The sequence below is a fragment of the Ancylobacter dichloromethanicus genome, from assembly GCF_018390645.1.
Taxonomy (GTDB): Bacteria; Pseudomonadota; Alphaproteobacteria; order Rhizobiales; family Xanthobacteraceae; genus Ancylobacter; species Ancylobacter dichloromethanicus.
In genome coordinates, this window is sequence record NZ_JAHBGC010000064.1 from 74,879 (window position 1) to 89,686 (window position 14,808).

A 14,808-nucleotide genomic window follows, 5' to 3' on the forward strand; every position below is an offset into this window, starting at 1 on the left:
TGCCCGCACGAATCCGGACGAAAACCGCCTCATGACCCGCGCTCACGACGATTCCACCGCCGAACCCTATGATTTCCGTGCCCAACGGCTCCTTGTCGGGGACGATCTCGCCGAAGGCGCCGCTATCCGGCTCGACCGCGACCGCGCGCATTATGTCTCGGATGTGATCCGCCTCGCGGTAGGCGGGCACCTCCATTTGTTCAACGGCCGCGACGGCGAATGGCGCGCGGTGCGCGAGGCCGGCGGCCGGCGCGAGGTGCTGCTGCGCTGCGAGGCGCAGCTCAGGCGCCAGTCGCCGCGGCCCGATCTCGATTATGTCTTCGCCCCGCTCAAGCACGCCCGGCTGGACTACATGGTGCAGAAGGCGGTGGAGATGGGCGCCGGCCGGCTGGTGCCAGTGATGACCCGCCGCACCCAGGCGACGCGCGTCAACACCGAGCGCATGCGGGCCAACGCCATCGAGGCCACCGAGCAGTGCGGCATCCTCAATCTGCCCGACGTGCTCGAACCGGTCGCCCTGCCCCGCTGGCTGGCGGATCTGCCGCCCACCAGCACGCTGGTGTTCTGCGACGAGGCGGCGCCGCAGGCCGATGCGCTGGCACCGCTGCGCCAGGTCATCGCCAGCCCGCTGGCGGTGCTCATCGGCCCGGAAGGCGGTTTCGCGGAGGAGGAACGGCGCCTCCTTGCCGCCCGCCCCGGCGCCATCGTGCTGTCGCTCGGCCCGCGTATCCTGCGCGCCGATACCGCCGCCGTGGCGGCGCTCGCCCTGGTCCAGGCGGCCCGGCAGGCGAAAGGCTGAGGAAACAGCCCACGAACAAAACGCCCGCACCTTCTCTCGAAGTGCGGACGCAAAGCCGAAAACCTCAGAAAAATCAAGAGGTTAGAAAATGAGTGGTGCCCAGGAGAGGACTCGAACCTCCACGGTGTTACCCACACGGACCTGAACCGTGCGCGTCTACCAATTCCGCCACCTGGGCATGTGGACCTTGCGGCCACGGCGGCGAGAGATAGTCGGGGGAACTCCCTCTTGTCAACGCGCTTTCGGCCCCGAGGCGTGGAAGCGGTGGAAATCTCCGCCTCGACAAGGGCCGCGCACTACAGACTGCGAGCTGCTGCCACTTCAAGCTGCTGTTCCCGACTGCGGGCTGCCGCCTCGCGCCATGCCGGCATCGGCTTCGAACGGGCCTTGCCGGCGGCGGATGCGCCCGGCGTGGCCGTCATGCGCGCAGACCCCGGCTCCAGGCGCGCGGCAACGCTGGACGCTGCCGCGGCGGCGCGCTAATCGTCGTGGCATGCCAATGCCGGGCCGGGAGACGTCACATGGTCGACATCACGAACGAACTGCCGCTGGAAAGCGAGGCTGAACTGGTCCAGCGCCCCGCGCCGATGGAGCGGCTGGTGACGATCTATGGCGGCTCCGGCTTTGTCGGCCGCCATGTGGTGCGCGCGCTGACGCGGCTTGGCTGGCGGGTGCGCGTCGCGGTGCGGCGGCCGGACCTCATCGGCCATCTCCAGCCGCTCGGCGCGGTGGGACAGATCATCCCGGTGCAGGCCAATCTGCGCTATCCCGCCTCGGTGCTGCGCGCGGCGGAAGGGGCGGAGGTGCTCATCAACCTTGTCGGCGTGCTGCATGAGAGCGGCCGCCAGAGCTTCGAGGCCGTGCACGCCTTCGGCGCCCGGCAGGTGGCGCAGGCGGCCCGGGAAGTGGGCGCGCGGCTGATCCACGGCTCCGCCATCGGCGCGGCCGCCGATTCCAGCTCGTTCTATGCCCGCAGCAAGGCCGCGGGCGAGGCGGCGGCGCTGGAGCTGGTGCCCGGCGCGGTGGTGATGCGCCCCTCCATCATGTTCGGGCCGGAGGATGATTTCTTCAACCGCTTCGCCGCCATGGCGCGGCTGTCGCCGGCGCTGCCGCTGATCGGCGGCGGACTGACGCGGTTCCAGCCGGCCTTTGTCGGCGATGTCGCCAGCGCCTTCGCCAAGGCGGTGGACGGGCTCGCGCGGCCGGGCACGATTTATGAGCTGGGCGGGCCGGAAGTGCTGACCTTCAAGCAACTGATGGAGATCCTTCTGGCCGAGATCGACCGCAAGCGCCTGCTGGTGCCGATGCCGGCCGGGCTGGCCTCGTTCAACGCCCGCTTCCTCGAATTGCTGCCGAACCCGCTGCTGACCCGCGACCAGGTCCGCCTCCTGGCCTATGACAACGTCGTCTCGGCGGCCGCCAAGGCGGAAGGGCGCACGCTGGAGGGGCTGGGCATCGCGCCGACGGCGCTGGGCGCCATCCTGCCCGGCTATCTCTGGCGCTACCGCAAGGCCGGCCAGTTCTCCCGGCCGGAAGCGGCCTGAAGCCCTCCCGATCCGAGAACAGAAAAGCCGCCGGACGCGCCAGCGCCGGCGGCTTTTTCATGCGTGCCGGTCGGTGCGGCGCCCTCAGCCCGTCAGCGCCAGCGCCACCAGGCCGACGCCGCCCACACCGATGCGCCACCAGCCGAACGGCGCGAAGCCGTGGCGGGAGACAAAGGCGATGAGGCCGCGCACCACCGCCAACGCGGCGATGAAAGCGGCACCGAAGCCGACGACGATCAGCGTCGTGTCGTCGGCATTGAGCACGTCGCGATTCTTGTAGAGGTCGTAGGCAAAGGCGCCGGTCATGGTCGGCAGAGCCAGGAAGAACGAGAATTCGGCCGCCGCCGGCTTGCTGGCGCCCAGTAGCAGGCCACCGACGATGGTCGAGCCCGAGCGCGACACGCCGGGAATCATGGCGAGGCACTGGATGAACCCGATCTTCAGCGCCAGCAGCGGCGGAAAGGCCATGGCATCCTCGTGCACCGGCTTCATCTTCAGCGTGTCCACCCATAGCAGCACGATGCCGCCGAGAATCAGCATCACGCAGATCAGCGAGGGGGTCTCGAACAGCACGCTCTTGATGAAGCCATGCGCGAGGGCGCCGATCACTGCGGCCGGCAGGAAGGCGATGAGGATGCCGAGGACGAAGTTGCGCGAGCGCGGGCTCGACGGCAGGGTGAGGAGGATCTTCAGAAACCGCTGGAAATACACCACAACGAGGGCGAGGATCGCGCCGAGCTGGATGACGACCTCGAACACCTTGCCCTCGCTCTCGAAGCCGAGGAAGTGGCCGGCGAGGAGGATATGGCCAGTTGAAGAGACGGGCAGGAACTCGGTAAAGCCTTCCAGCAGGCCGAGTAGGAAGGCTTCGAGCAAGGTGCCGAACGACATGGGGCGGGTTCCGTGGGAAGAGGTGGCCGAACAGATGGGGGCGACCGGGCGGGCGCGGGCGCATCCTGTCCGCTTCGCACCGCACAAGCAACGTGACGCTGTGTCAGGCGGCGCCCTCGTTCCGCGACATAAAGTTTCGCCGCCGCCGGTGCCCGGCGGGGGCGGACATGAATCCGCCTCAACTGGCGGGTTCCCTTTCACCCGGTCGGCGTTGCCCGGAAATGGCGGCGTTTGGGAGTTTTCGATGAAAAGTCTGGTTGCGGGCGCGCTGCTGTGGCTGGCGCTTGCCGGTGCCGCAGTGGCACAGGACCGTGGTTACGTTACGACAAATCTCAATCTGCGGGCGGGCCCCGGCACGGATTACCCCGTCGTCGTGGTGCTGGCCGAAGGCGCGCCGCTCACCATTTTCGGCTGTCTCGACGACTACAGCTGGTGCGACGTGGCCGTGGACGATGTGCGCGGCTGGGTGGCGGCGGCGTATATCGAAACTGATTATCGCGGCCGGCGGGTCGAGTTCTACGATTACGCCCCGACCATCGGCGTGCCGATCATCGCCTTCAGTTTCAATGATTATTGGGGCCGCTATTACCGCGGTCGGCCTTGGTACTCGACCTATGACCGCTGGGGGCCGGGCTACCGGCCGCCTTATCGGCCGGGCCCGCATCCGGGCCCGCGCCCGCCGGGCTGGGGGCCGGGCGGCCCCGGAGGTCCGGGTTGGGGTGGCCCTGGCAAGCCCGGAGGTCCCGGCGGCCCCGGTTGGGGCGGTCCCGGCAAGCCGGGCGGACCGGGTGGCCCTGGAAAGCCAGGTGGCCCGGGTGGCCCCGGCTGGGGTGGTCCCGGCAAGCCGGGTGGCCCCGGCTGGGGTGGTCCCGGCAAGCCGGGTGGCCCGGGTGGCCCCGGAGGTCCGGGTGGCCCCGGAAAGCCGGGTGGTCCGGGCGGTCCCGGCTGGGGCGGTCCCGGCAAGCCGGGTGGCCCGGGTGGCCCCAATGCCGGCCGTCCGCCCCAGGGCGGGCCGCAGCAGGGGAGGCCTCCGCATCAGGGCGGGCGCCCGCCTCAACAGGGCGGCCGTCCCGAACAGGGGCGCCCGCCTCAAGGCAGGCCACCCCAGCAGGGTGGGCGGCCACCTCAGCAGGGCGGTCGTCCCGAGCAGGGGCGCCCGCAGCAGGGGAGGCCACCCCAGCAGGGTGGGCGCCCACCCCAGCAGGGGCAGAAGCCGGGTCAGGTGCGGGGGCCTTGCATCAAGGGCGCTCCCGGCTGCGGCAACTAGCAGGCGGGCGCGGACCCGGCGTCTCTCGCCGGGCCCGCGCTGCCGCACCAAGCGACGCGATGCCCGGTGAACAATGCCGGGCCGCGGCCTGTCGTACACTTGAAATAATCCCGCCGCTCCTGTAGAGGGTGCGGCCTTCAAGAACCGCCCGGCTACAAGGGCTGCCGTGGCGGTTCGAACGCTCACACTAGATTGGGCCGGGACATCCCCTCGCGGGAGCGCCGCCGGCTGTGGAGACCGAGCAAATGCCCAAGATGAAGACCAAGTCCGGAGCGAAGAAGCGCTTCAAGCTCTCCGGCACCGGCAAGGTGATCATGGCCCAGGCCAACAAGCGCCACGGCATGATCAAGCGCACCAACAAGCAGATCCGCGACCAGCGCGGTACCACGGTCATGTCCGAGCGTGATGCCGACAACGTTCGCAAGTTCTTTCTGCCCAACGGCTGACGCCCCCTAGCCAGTACCAGGAGAGATTCCCATGGCACGTGTCAAACGCGGCGTCACTTCGCACGCCAAGCACAAGAAGGTGCTCAAGGCGGCGAAGGGCTATTTCGGCCGCCGCAAGAACACCATCCGCATCGCCAAGCAGGCCGTCGAGAAGGCGCAGCAATACGCCTATCGCGACCGTAAGGTGAAGAAGCGCAATTTCCGCGCGCTCTGGATCCAGCGCATCAACGCGGCGACCCGCGAACTCGGCTTCACCTATGGCCGATTTATCGACGGTCTCGGCAAGGCCGGGATCGAGGTCGACCGCAAGGTGCTCTCGGATATCGCCATCCACGAGCCCGCCGCCTTCGCGGCGCTGGTCGAGCAGGCCAAGGCGGCGCTGGAGAAGTCCGCGCCGGAAAAGCAGGCCGCCTGATCTTCCGGTAATGCCGGGACCGAAGTCTGGGAAGCCCCGCGCGCAAGCGTTGGGGCTTTTCGCGTTGGTGTAGCTCGGCTAAGACACCGCGGGTCAGGTGCTGTCATCCTCTCGCGCCGTCATCCTGAGGTGCCCCGCGTGAGCGGGGCCTCGAAGGACGTCGTCCCAGATGAACATCCTTCGAGGCTCACTGCGTTCGCACCTCAGGATGACGGCAGGCGGGCGGAGGTCATGGCTTCCGTTCCGCCTCTTCCCTTCTATTCACACCGCATTGCCGTCGAGGTCGATTCATGTCCGTTGCCGCCCTTCCCGATCTCGATGCGCTGGAGCGCGAGCTGACCGCCGGCATTGCGGGCGCGGCCGACGAGCCGGCGCTGGAGGCGATCCGCGTCGCCGCGCTGGGCAAGAAGGGCTCGGTCTCCGAACTGCTCAAGAGCCTGGGAGGCATGAGCCCGGAGGAGCGCAAATCCGCCGGCCCGGCGATCAACGGCCTGCGCGACCGCCTCAACGCGGCGCTCGGCGCCCGCCGCGCCGAACTCAAGGCCGCGGCGCTGGCGAAGCGACTGGAGACCGAGCGCGTCGATGTCACCCTGCCGGTGCGCGAGACCCCGGCCGAACTGGGGCGCCTGCACCCGATCAGCCAGGTGATTGACGAACTGACCGCCATCTTCGCCGATATGGGCTTCGCGGTGGCGGAAGGCCCTGACATCGAGGACGACTTCCACAATTTCACCGCGCTGAACTTCCCCGAGGGGCATCCGGCGCGCGAGATGCACGACACCTTCTACCTGCCGACGAAAGAGGACGGCTCGCGCCTCGTGCTGCGCACCCACACCTCGCCGGTGCAGGTGCGCACCATGCTGGCCGGCAAGCCGCCGATCCGGGTCATCTGCCCCGGCCGCACCTATCGCTCGGACAGCGACCAGACCCACACGCCGATGTTCCACCAGGTGGAGGGCCTCGTCATCGACAAGGGGTCGAATCTCGGCCACCTGAAGTGGATTCTCGAAGAGTTCTGCAAGGCGTTCTTCGAGGTCGACAATGTGAAGATGCGGTTCCGCCCGTCCTTCTTCCCCTTCACCGAGCCCTCGATGGAAGTCGACATCCAGTGCGACCGGTCGCGCCCGGGCGAGATCCGCTTCGGCGAGGGCTCGGACTGGCTGGAGATCCTCGGCTGCGGCATGGTGCACCCGAACGTGCTGAGGAATTGCGGGCTGGACCCGGACGAATATCAGGGCTTCGCCTGGGGCATGGGGATCGACCGCATCGCCATGCTGAAATACGGCATGCCGGACCTGCGCGCCTTCTTCGAGGCCGATGTGCGCTGGCTGTCCCATTACGGCTTCCGCCCGCTCGACTTCCCGACGCTGGCGGGCGGGCTGTCGAACTGACGCTGGAGAGGACACGACCATGAAATTCACCCTCTCCTGGCTGCGCGAGCACCTTTCCGGCGACTATGGGCTCGACGAGGTGACCGGCGCGCTCAACCGCATCGGGCTGGAAGTCGAAGGCGTCGAGGACAAGGCGGCCAAGCTCAAGGGCTTCACCATCGCCTATGTCGTCTCCGCCGTTCAGCACCCGAACGCCGACAAGCTGCGCGTGTGCATGGTCGACACCGGCGCCGGCGAGCCGGTGCAGGTGGTGTGCGGGGCGCCCAATGCCCGCACCGGCATGAAGAGCGTGTTCTCCCCGCCCGGCACCTATATTCCCGGCAAGGACATGACGCTCGGAATCGGCACCATTCGCGGCGTCGAGAGCCGGGGCATGCTGTGCTCGGCCGCCGAGCTTGAGCTTTCCGAGGACCATGACGGCATTCTCGACCTGCCCGAGGACGCGCCGGTCGGGGCCACCTATGTCGACTGGATCGGCCTCGACGACCCGGTGATCGAGATCGCGGTGACGCCGAACCGCGCCGACGCGCTCGGCGTGCACGGCATCGCCCGCGACCTCGCCGCCGCCGGCCTCGGCACGCTGGTGGAGGACGAGATCGCGCCGGTGGCGGGCATGTTCCCCTGCCCGGTCGCCGTCACCATCGCCGACGAGGCGCCCTGCCCCGCCTTCGCGCTGCGGCTGGTGCGCGGGGTGACGAACGGCCCCTCGCCGGACTGGCTGCAGGCCAAGCTGCGCGCCATCGGCCTGCGCCCCATCAACGCGCTGGTCGACGTCACCAACCTCCTGACCTTCGACCAGAACCGCCCGCTGCACGTGTTCGACGCCGCCAAGGTGCGCGGCGACCTCGTAGTGCGCCGCGCGCGGGAGGGCGAGAGCCTGTTGGCGCTCGACGGCAAGACCTATGCGCTTGACGCCGGCATGTGCGTCATCGCCGACGACAGGGGCGTCGAATCGCTCGCCGGGGTGATGGGCGGCGAGGAATCGGGCTGCGACGAGGCAACGACCGACGTGCTGGTCGAATCCGCGCTGTGGGAGCCGATCAACATCGCCCAGACCGGCCGCAAGCTGGGACTGAATTCCGACGCCCGCTTCCGCTTCGAGCGCGGTATCGACCCCGCCTTCACCCTGCCGGGGCTGGAACTGGCAACGAAGCTCATTCTCGACCTGTGCGGCGGCGAACCCTCCGAAGTGGTGCTGGCGGGGACGATCCCCGACACCACGCGGGCGATCGACTTCCCGCTCGCGCTCACCGAGAAGCTGACCGGGCTGGTGGCGGACGAGGCCGAGCAGGTGGCGATCCTGTGCCGGCTCGGCTTCGCCGTGGAAGGCGCCGCCGGCACCGTCGCCGTGACACCGCCGAGCTGGCGCGGCGACATCGAGGGCAAGGCCGACCTGGTGGAAGAGGTGATCCGCATCGCCGGCCTCGACCGCGTGCCCTCGCTGCCCTTCCCGCGCGACGAGACCGCCCGCAAGCCGGTGCTGACCACGCTGCAGCTGCGCACCCGCAAGGCCAAGCGGGCGCTCGCCGCGCGCGGGCTGGTGGAGGCCGTCACCTGGTCCTTCGTGCCGAAGGCGCAGGCGGAACTGTTCGGCGGCGGCCAGAACGAACTGGCGCTCGCCAACCCGATCGCCGCCGACCTCTCCGACATGCGCCCCAGCCTGCTGCCGGGCCTCATCCGCGCCGCGCAGGCCAATGCGGATCGCGGGCTTGGCGATGTCGCGCTGTTCGAGGTCGGGCAGGTATTCAGGGGCGACCGGCCGCAGGACCAGTTCATCGCCGCCACCGGGCTGCGCCGCGCTACGGCCAAGCCGGCGGGCGCCGGGCGGCACTGGTCCGGCAAGTCGGGCGCGGTGGATGCGTTCGACGCCAAGGCGGACGCGCTGGCGCTGCTCGCCGCCTGCGGCGCGCCGGTGGCGAACCTGCAGATTTCGACCGACGCCCCGGGCTGGTTCCATCCCGGCCGCTCCGGCACCTTCCGCCTCGGCCCCAATGTGATCGGCCATTTCGGCGAGTTGCACCCTTCCGTGCTGGAGGCGCTCGATTGCGATGGGGCGCTGGTCGGCTTCGAGCTGCTGCTCGACCGCATCCCCGCGCCCAAGGCCAAGCCGACGCGGGTCAAGCCGCTGCTGGAGCTTGCCGCCTTCCAGCCGGTGGAGCGCGACTTCGCCTTCGTGGTGGCGCGCGGCGTCGCCGCCGGCGACATGGTGAAGGCGGCGGCCGGCGTCGACCGCAAGCTGATCACCGCGGTGAACGTGTTCGACCTCTATGAGGGCGAGAACCTGAAGGCACCGGGGATCGACGCCGAGGCGAAATCGGTGGCGCTCTCGGTCACGCTGCAGCCGCGCGAGAAGACGCTGACCGATGCCGAGATCGAGGCGGTGGCTTCGAAGATCGTCGCCGAAGTGACGAAGAAGACCGGCGCCACGCTGCGCGGCTGAGGCTGGCGGGATGACCGTCATCCCGGCATGACCTTCGTCCCGGACGGCCGGACGGCCGATCCGGGATCGTGACATCCGGCAGCGATACCGGCTCTCCGGTCGCGCCGGCGGACGGAGAGCCGGGGCGCCTCAGGCCGGCCCGTCGCCGAACAGGCGCAACGCGCGGGTGGCGGCGGCCTCGCCGGAGGCCCAGGCGCCGCCCAGCGTGCCCCAGCCGCTGGCCGGCACATAATCGCCGGCGAGGAAGATCCGGTTCTGCACCGTGTCGGCGAAGATGCGGCGCTGCGCGCCCTGGCCCGGCAGGGCGGCACTGAGCGCGCCACGGATGAGCGGGTCCTGGCCCCAGCGCGAGCACGCGACCTCGCCAATAGCGCCCTCCCTGCCGGGAAAGGTCGCCCGCAGCCAGTCACGGGCGAGGGCGAGCGCGGCCGGCTCGCCTTTTTCGGCAATGGTGCGGGCGGGGGCGTCGCCGAAGGTGAGCATGTGCAGGTCGCTGCCACCGATGCGGCCGCGCAGCAGGGCCGGCGGCGCGGTGCCGGCCCGCGCCAGCACCGCCTCGTTCGGCTCCAGCGCCAGCGGATTTCCCGGCAGCAGGAACGCCACCTGCTCCAGCGCGCCGGCGGGCACCGCCCGCAGCGCGGCGACGAGGCGCGGCGGCAGCCCCGGGTTGAAGCGGATCGCCCCGGCTGCCAGCACCGGCGCGGGCACCGCGAGCACGATGGCGCGGGCGCGGATCGGCGCCCGCTGGCCGCGCACGGCGACGGCATGGAAGCGCCCGCCATGGGTGATCAGCGTGACCGGCGCCTGCTTCTGCACGTTCAGCCAGGCGCCAAGGCCCTCCATCAGCGTGCCGATGCCGGAAGGGCTGGTGGTGTCGTCCGGCGGGGCGTCGCGGCGCGAGAGGTCGAGCGACGACAGGGTGGCGAGCGCGCGCCCGCAGCTCAGCGGGCCCAGGAACTGCGCCACCGTGGCGGCCCAGGGCGCGGTCAGGCGCGAAGTGGCGGGGTCGGGCACGGCCGCCTGCAGCGCCAGCGTCGCCGCCACGTCCTTGCCGCTGTCGGCCATGGCCCGCAGGTCCCGCCGCGCGGTGCCGAGGGCGAGGGTGAAGGCGTCATAGGCGCTCTCACGCACCTCATGTCCGTCGGCGAACAGGCGCCGGCCGGAGGGCAGGGAAATGAGGCTCTGGCCCGCCGCCTGCGCGCTCGCGGCCAGCGTGCCCTCGCTACGGGCGAAGCCGCCCGCGCCGAGATCGACCCGGACGCCGAAGACGGTGTCGGTGCGCGCCCGGCCGCCCAGCTTCTCGCTCGCCTCGAGCAGCACATAGCTGCGCTTGGCGTCCGCAATCCGTCGCGCCGCCGCGATGCCGGCCGCCCCGCCGCCGATGATGACGACATCGACATTGGTCACGCCGCCGCCCGACTGGGCGAGAGCGGGGGCCGGCAGCAGCGCGGCGGAGGCGGCGGCGAGGAAATGACGGCGGTTCAGCGTGCCGGGAGGGCGCGTTCGGGTCATGCGGCGAGCACTCGATCGATGATGCGCGCTACGCTAGCATGCCCGGCCGGCGTGGCGAAGGCGCGGCCGACCCGCGAACGGCGCAGGCGGGCGGGAAACGGGGATGCCGGCTAAGCGCTTGTGCCGAATCATGTTTTGTTCACAGGAGAACGAATCGGGACTCGGTTCCCGATTCGAAAAAGCAAGCCCGGAGCGCCACCAAGCGATTGCTGCCGGGCGCCGCGCCGACCTTCCGCCTCGCGCCGGCTGCGCCTTGAGAGCGGCGGTGCGGCGCCTTACCTAGGGGTCCGACCGCGACATACGGATGCCTGATGTCGCGGCCCGGCCGGCCCACCAACGGGGCGGCCGCACAAGAGGAACACCGATGCTGCGGGACGCGCTCACGGCCTTTGCCCAGACCTTTTCGCCGGAATATCGCCGGGTGCTGCTGCGCTCGGTCGGCCTCGCCATCGGCCTGCTGATCGCGCTCGGGGTCGGCGCGCATTACGCGCTGACCTATTTCGTGACGCTCGATTTGCGCTGGGCGCAGATCACCGTCGACATCCTCGCCGCCTTCGGCATCTTCATCGGCGCCATCTTCCTGGTACCGCCGGTGACCTCGCTGATCGCCGGCCTGTTCCTCGACGATGTCGCCGCGCAGGTGGAGCGCACCGACTTTCCCGAAGAGCGCGAGGGGCAGGCGCTGCCGATCGGCCGCTCGCTGGTGCTGACGCTCAAATTCTTCGGCGTGATGCTGGCGGTGAACCTGGTGGCGCTGCTGCTGTTGCTGGTGCCGGGGGTGAACCTCGTCGTGTTCTACGTCGCCAATGGCTACCTGCTCGGGCGGGAATATTTCCAGCTCGCGGCGATGCGCTACCGCAGCGAGGACGAGGTGGCGCTGCTGCGCCGGCATCATGGCATCGCCATCTTTCTCGCCGGGCTGGTCATCGCCGCCGTGGTGTCGGTGCCGATCCTCAACCTCGTCACCCCGGTGTTCGCCACCATCTTCATGGTGCGGCTGCACAAGCGGCTGTCGCGGGCGGGGTGAGGGTCAGCCCGGGGTCTTCTCCGGCCAGCGGCATAGATCGGCGATCAGGCAGCGGGGGCAGTCGGGCTTCAGCGCCTTGCAGACATAGCGCCCGTGCAGGATCAGCCAGTGATGGGCATGCAGCTTGAAGCGGTCGGGAATGGTGCGCTCCAGCCCCAGCTCGACCTCCAGCGGGGTCTTGCCGGGGGCGAGGCCGGTGCGGTTGGCGACGCGGAACAGATGGGTGTCGACGGCGATGGTCGGCAACCCGAAGGCGATGTTGAGCACCACATTTGCGGTCTTGCGGCCGACGCCGGGCAGCGTCTCCAGCGCCGCACGGTCGGGTGGCACCTGCCCGCCATGCTCGGCGATGAGGCGGCGGGAGAGTTCCACCACGTTCCTCGCCTTGCCGCGATAAAGGCCCAGCGTGCGGATGTGCTGCGCCACGCCGTCCTCGCCCAGCGCCACCATCGCCTGCGGCGTCGGCGCGGCCTTGAACAGCCCGCGCGTCGCCTTGTTGACGCCGACATCGGTCGCCTGCGCGGAGAGCACCACGGCGACCAGCAGGGTGAACGGGTCGTGATACTCCAGCTCGCCTTGCGGGTGCGGGTCGGCCGCTTCGAAACGGGCGAAGGCGGTCTCGACCTCGCCTTCCGTCCAAGGGCGAAACGCGCCGCCGAGGGCGGCGGCGGCGGCATTGGCCACCGCGCGCCGACGGGCGGGGCGGGCGGCGGCCTGTTCTTCCAGCGCCGCCAGCGCGGAGCCGGCGGCTTTGACCTTGGACGCCTTTCCCGCGCCCTCGGCGCGATTCACGGCCGCGGCAACGGGCTGGCCGGGCCCGGCCGCCGGCCGCTTTCGCGGGCGCGCCGGACGGCGCACCGAATCCCTGTCCTCATCCGTCATTTTCGACCTATAATGTGAGCCCATGAGCGCTGCCAATACCGCCCCTTTGACTGATGGCGCCGGCCATGACGAGCCGGAGCTGTTTTCGGTGCGCTACCGGCCGCACCGCTCGCTCGACCAGCGCGGCTTCATGGTGGTGATGTTCATCGTCGCCGGCATCAGCTTCATCTGCGGGCTCGCCTTCCTGATGATGGGGGCGTGGCCGGTGTTCGGGCTGTTCGGGCTCGACGTCCTCGCCATCTGGTGGGCCTTCCGGCTCAATTTCCGCGCCGCCCGCGCCTGCGAGGAAATCACCGTGACGCCGAGCGTGATCCGGTTGCGCCATGTCGCGGCGGACGGGTCGGAATATCGCGAGGAACTGAATCCGCTCTGGACCCGCCTCACCCATGAGCGGATCGAGGATTACGGCCTGCAGCGTCTGGCGCTGGAGGCGCGCGGGCGCCCCTATGTGATCGGCAGTTTCCTGCACACGGCGCAGCGCGAGGAACTGGCGGAAAGCCTCGCGCGCGCGCTCGCCGAGGCCAAGCGCGGCGTGGCGCGCTCGGCGGTCTGAAGGCGCGTGTCGAAATCGGGTGGCCCGGTGTTGCGGGCCGTGGTCGGATGGAACCAGCGGGAGGAGATGCCCGTGCTTGCGCCCAATCTCGATGCCGCCCATCCGTTGGAAATCGCCGCCGCCGATTACGAGATCGTGCGCCGCGCCGTCGAATATGTGAATCTGCGCTTCCGCGACCAGCCGGAAGTGGAAGAGATCGCCCGCGCCTCCGGGGTGCATCCCCGGGCGCTGACCGACCTGTTCCGCCGCTGGTGCGGGCTGACGCCGAAAGACTTCCTGCAGGCAGTGACGATCGACGCCGCCCGCCGCGTGCTGTCGGAATCCGACAATGTGCTGGACGCCGCCTATGAGCTGGGCCTTTCCGGGCCGGGGCGGCTGCACGATCTGTTCGTGGTGCATGAATCGATGTCGCCCGGCGAGTGGAAGACCGGCGGCGCCGGCCTGGTGGTGCGCTACGGCTTCCACGCCTCGCAATTCGGCAGCGCGCTCGCCATGGTCACGCCGCGCGGCCTGTGCGGCCTCGCCTTCGCCGATGAGGGCGAGGAGGACAAGGCGCTGGCCGACATGCGCCGGCGCTGGCCGAACGCGCTCTATATCGAGGACCCGGTGGCCACCGCCCCCTATGCCGCGCGCATCTTCGACCAGCAGACATGGCATCCCGAGGACCCGCTGCGCATCGTCTTCATCGGCACCGATTTCGAGGTGCAGGTGTGGGAGACGCTGATGCGCATCCCGCTCGGCAAGGCCACCACCTATTCCAGCATCGCCCAGCGCGTCGAGCGCCCCAGGGCGGCGCGCGCCATCGGCGCGGCGGTGGGCAAGAACCCGATGTCCTTCGTCGTGCCCTGCCACCGCGTGCTCGGCAAGAATGGCGATCTCACCGGCTATCACTGGGGCCTCACGCGCAAGCGCGCCATCCTCGGCTGGGAAGCGGGGCAGCTCTGCAAGGAATGGGGCGGCGCCTGAGCGCGCCGGCCGCGCTGGAGCATTCACCGCGAAAGTTGACTGGCTTTCGCGGTGAAAAAATACCCCGATTTATTGATCACAGAGCATTTTCCTGTCGATCAGGTGATTCCAGCCGATCGGACAAGGGCTCTATACCCGGCCGGCGGCACGCATCGGCGGCGCCGTCTCGCGAAGAGGAAACAGCGCGTCATACGACCAGTTGAACAGGAACGCATAGACCAGGAAGAAGCCGGCCAGAGCGAGGTCCATCAGCAACGCCTCGACCAGCCCGACGCCGAGATACCAGGCGACGAAGGGCACCAGCACCGCCACCAGCCCGGCCTCGAACAGCACGGCGTGCAGCACGCGCAGCCCCAGCGTCTTGCGCACGGAGCCGCGCCAGCGCGCCAGCGCATGGTCGAAGCCGAGATTGAACACATAGTTCCAGCTGGCGGCGATCAGCGCCGCGGCGGCGCCGACCGCGCCCATGTCGAACACAGGCACGCCGAACACCCACGCGCCGAGCGGGGTGATGAGCGACAGGGCGATGATCTCGAAGCTGACGACGTGGCGGATGCGATCGGCGGTGCCGCGCATGACGGTTCTCCCCTTCGTCTCGGGCCGTCCCGCCTTGGTTCCCGATGTGGGGGAAGTCGTCTTCACGCGGCTCATATGGGTCTGCTTGGATTTACGGCA

General features: G+C 69.7%; 14 protein-coding genes and 1 tRNA gene. 10 read left to right on the top strand and 5 right to left on the bottom strand.

The features are described from left to right. Positions 1 to 31: 31 nt before the first annotated feature. Positions 32 to 799: a 16S rRNA (uracil(1498)-N(3))-methyltransferase gene (locus KHC23_RS23975; RefSeq protein ID WP_213376220.1), complete on the top strand. Its 768-nt coding sequence runs from the start codon at positions 32 to 34 to the stop codon at positions 797 to 799. A gap of 93 nt (positions 800 to 892) precedes the next feature. Here KHC23_RS23975 and KHC23_RS23980 read toward each other — a convergent pair. After that, positions 893 to 977, bottom strand: a tRNA-Leu gene (locus KHC23_RS23980). A gap of 343 nt (positions 978 to 1,320) precedes the next feature. Between KHC23_RS23980 and KHC23_RS23985 the strand changes: the two genes are divergently transcribed. Then, positions 1,321 to 2,343, top strand: coding sequence for a complex I NDUFA9 subunit family protein (locus tag KHC23_RS23985; protein ID WP_213376221.1), 1,023 nt, complete (start codon positions 1,321 to 1,323; stop codon positions 2,341 to 2,343). A gap of 84 nt (positions 2,344 to 2,427) precedes the next feature. On the opposite strand, the gene KHC23_RS23990 is transcribed toward KHC23_RS23985, so the two are convergent. Beyond that, positions 2,428 to 3,234: an undecaprenyl-diphosphate phosphatase gene (locus KHC23_RS23990; RefSeq protein WP_213376222.1), complete on the bottom strand. Its 807-nt coding sequence runs from the start codon at positions 3,232 to 3,234 to the stop codon at positions 2,428 to 2,430. Positions 3,235 to 3,478: 244 nt separating this feature from the next. Here KHC23_RS23990 and KHC23_RS23995 point away from each other — a divergent pair, with 244 nt between their 5' ends. The 5 genes from KHC23_RS23995 to pheT all read left to right on the top strand — a co-directional run bounded on the left by KHC23_RS23995 (position 3,479) and on the right by pheT (position 9,193). Then, positions 3,479 to 4,501 carry an SH3 domain-containing protein gene (locus KHC23_RS23995; protein WP_213376223.1) on the top strand — a complete coding sequence of 341 codons (1,023 nt, stop codon included), beginning with the start codon at positions 3,479 to 3,481 and terminating at the stop codon, positions 4,499 to 4,501. A 245-nt stretch (positions 4,502 to 4,746) separates the two neighbouring features. Then, positions 4,747 to 4,947 carry a 50S ribosomal protein L35 gene (gene rpmI / locus KHC23_RS24000; protein WP_213376224.1) on the top strand — a complete coding sequence of 67 codons (201 nt, stop codon included), beginning with the start codon at positions 4,747 to 4,749 and terminating at the stop codon, positions 4,945 to 4,947. Positions 4,948 to 4,978: 31 nt separating this feature from the next. Further along, positions 4,979 to 5,362, top strand: a complete 384-nt coding sequence (gene rplT / locus KHC23_RS24005; protein ID WP_213376225.1) for a 50S ribosomal protein L20 — start codon at positions 4,979 to 4,981, stop codon at positions 5,360 to 5,362. Positions 5,363 to 5,652: 290 nt separating this feature from the next. Next, the gene (pheS, locus tag KHC23_RS24010) at positions 5,653 to 6,753 is read left to right on the top strand and encodes a phenylalanine--tRNA ligase subunit alpha (RefSeq protein WP_213376226.1); all 1,101 of its coding nucleotides are present in this window, start codon (positions 5,653 to 5,655) and stop codon (positions 6,751 to 6,753) included. Between the two features lie 19 nt (positions 6,754 to 6,772). Next, a complete protein-coding gene (gene pheT / locus KHC23_RS24015) occupies positions 6,773 to 9,193 on the top strand; it encodes a phenylalanine--tRNA ligase subunit beta (RefSeq protein WP_213376227.1) in 2,421 nt (806 codons plus the stop codon). A gap of 129 nt (positions 9,194 to 9,322) precedes the next feature. On the opposite strand, the gene KHC23_RS24020 is transcribed toward pheT, so the two are convergent. After that, positions 9,323 to 10,705: a flavin monoamine oxidase family protein gene (locus KHC23_RS24020; RefSeq protein WP_213376228.1), complete on the bottom strand. Its 1,383-nt coding sequence runs from the start codon at positions 10,703 to 10,705 to the stop codon at positions 9,323 to 9,325. Positions 10,706 to 11,069: 364 nt separating this feature from the next. Between KHC23_RS24020 and KHC23_RS24025 the strand changes: the two genes are divergently transcribed. After that, the gene (locus KHC23_RS24025; protein ID WP_213376229.1) at positions 11,070 to 11,732 is read left to right on the top strand and encodes a sulfate transporter family protein; all 663 of its coding nucleotides are present in this window, start codon (positions 11,070 to 11,072) and stop codon (positions 11,730 to 11,732) included. Between the two features lie 3 nt (positions 11,733 to 11,735). Here KHC23_RS24025 and nth read toward each other — a convergent pair whose 3' ends face one another. After that, entirely contained in the window at positions 11,736 to 12,614 is an 879-nt protein-coding gene (nth, locus tag KHC23_RS24030; protein ID WP_246544933.1) for an endonuclease III, read from the bottom strand. A 22-nt stretch (positions 12,615 to 12,636) separates the two neighbouring features. On the opposite strand from nth, the gene KHC23_RS24035 reads away from it, so the two are divergent. Both KHC23_RS24035 and KHC23_RS24040 read left to right on the top strand, forming a co-directional pair. Continuing rightward, positions 12,637 to 13,167: a DUF2244 domain-containing protein gene (locus KHC23_RS24035; RefSeq protein ID WP_213376230.1), complete on the top strand. Its 531-nt coding sequence runs from the start codon at positions 12,637 to 12,639 to the stop codon at positions 13,165 to 13,167. A gap of 66 nt (positions 13,168 to 13,233) precedes the next feature. Beyond that, positions 13,234 to 14,133, top strand: a complete 900-nt coding sequence (locus KHC23_RS24040; protein WP_373878529.1) for a methylated-DNA--[protein]-cysteine S-methyltransferase — start codon at positions 13,234 to 13,236, stop codon at positions 14,131 to 14,133. Positions 14,134 to 14,262: 129 nt separating this feature from the next. On the opposite strand, the gene KHC23_RS24045 is transcribed toward KHC23_RS24040, so the two are convergent. After that, the gene (locus tag KHC23_RS24045) at positions 14,263 to 14,709 is read right to left on the bottom strand and encodes a PACE efflux transporter (RefSeq protein ID WP_213376232.1); all 447 of its coding nucleotides are present in this window, start codon (positions 14,707 to 14,709) and stop codon (positions 14,263 to 14,265) included. Between the last annotated feature and the right edge of the window lie 99 nt (positions 14,710 to 14,808).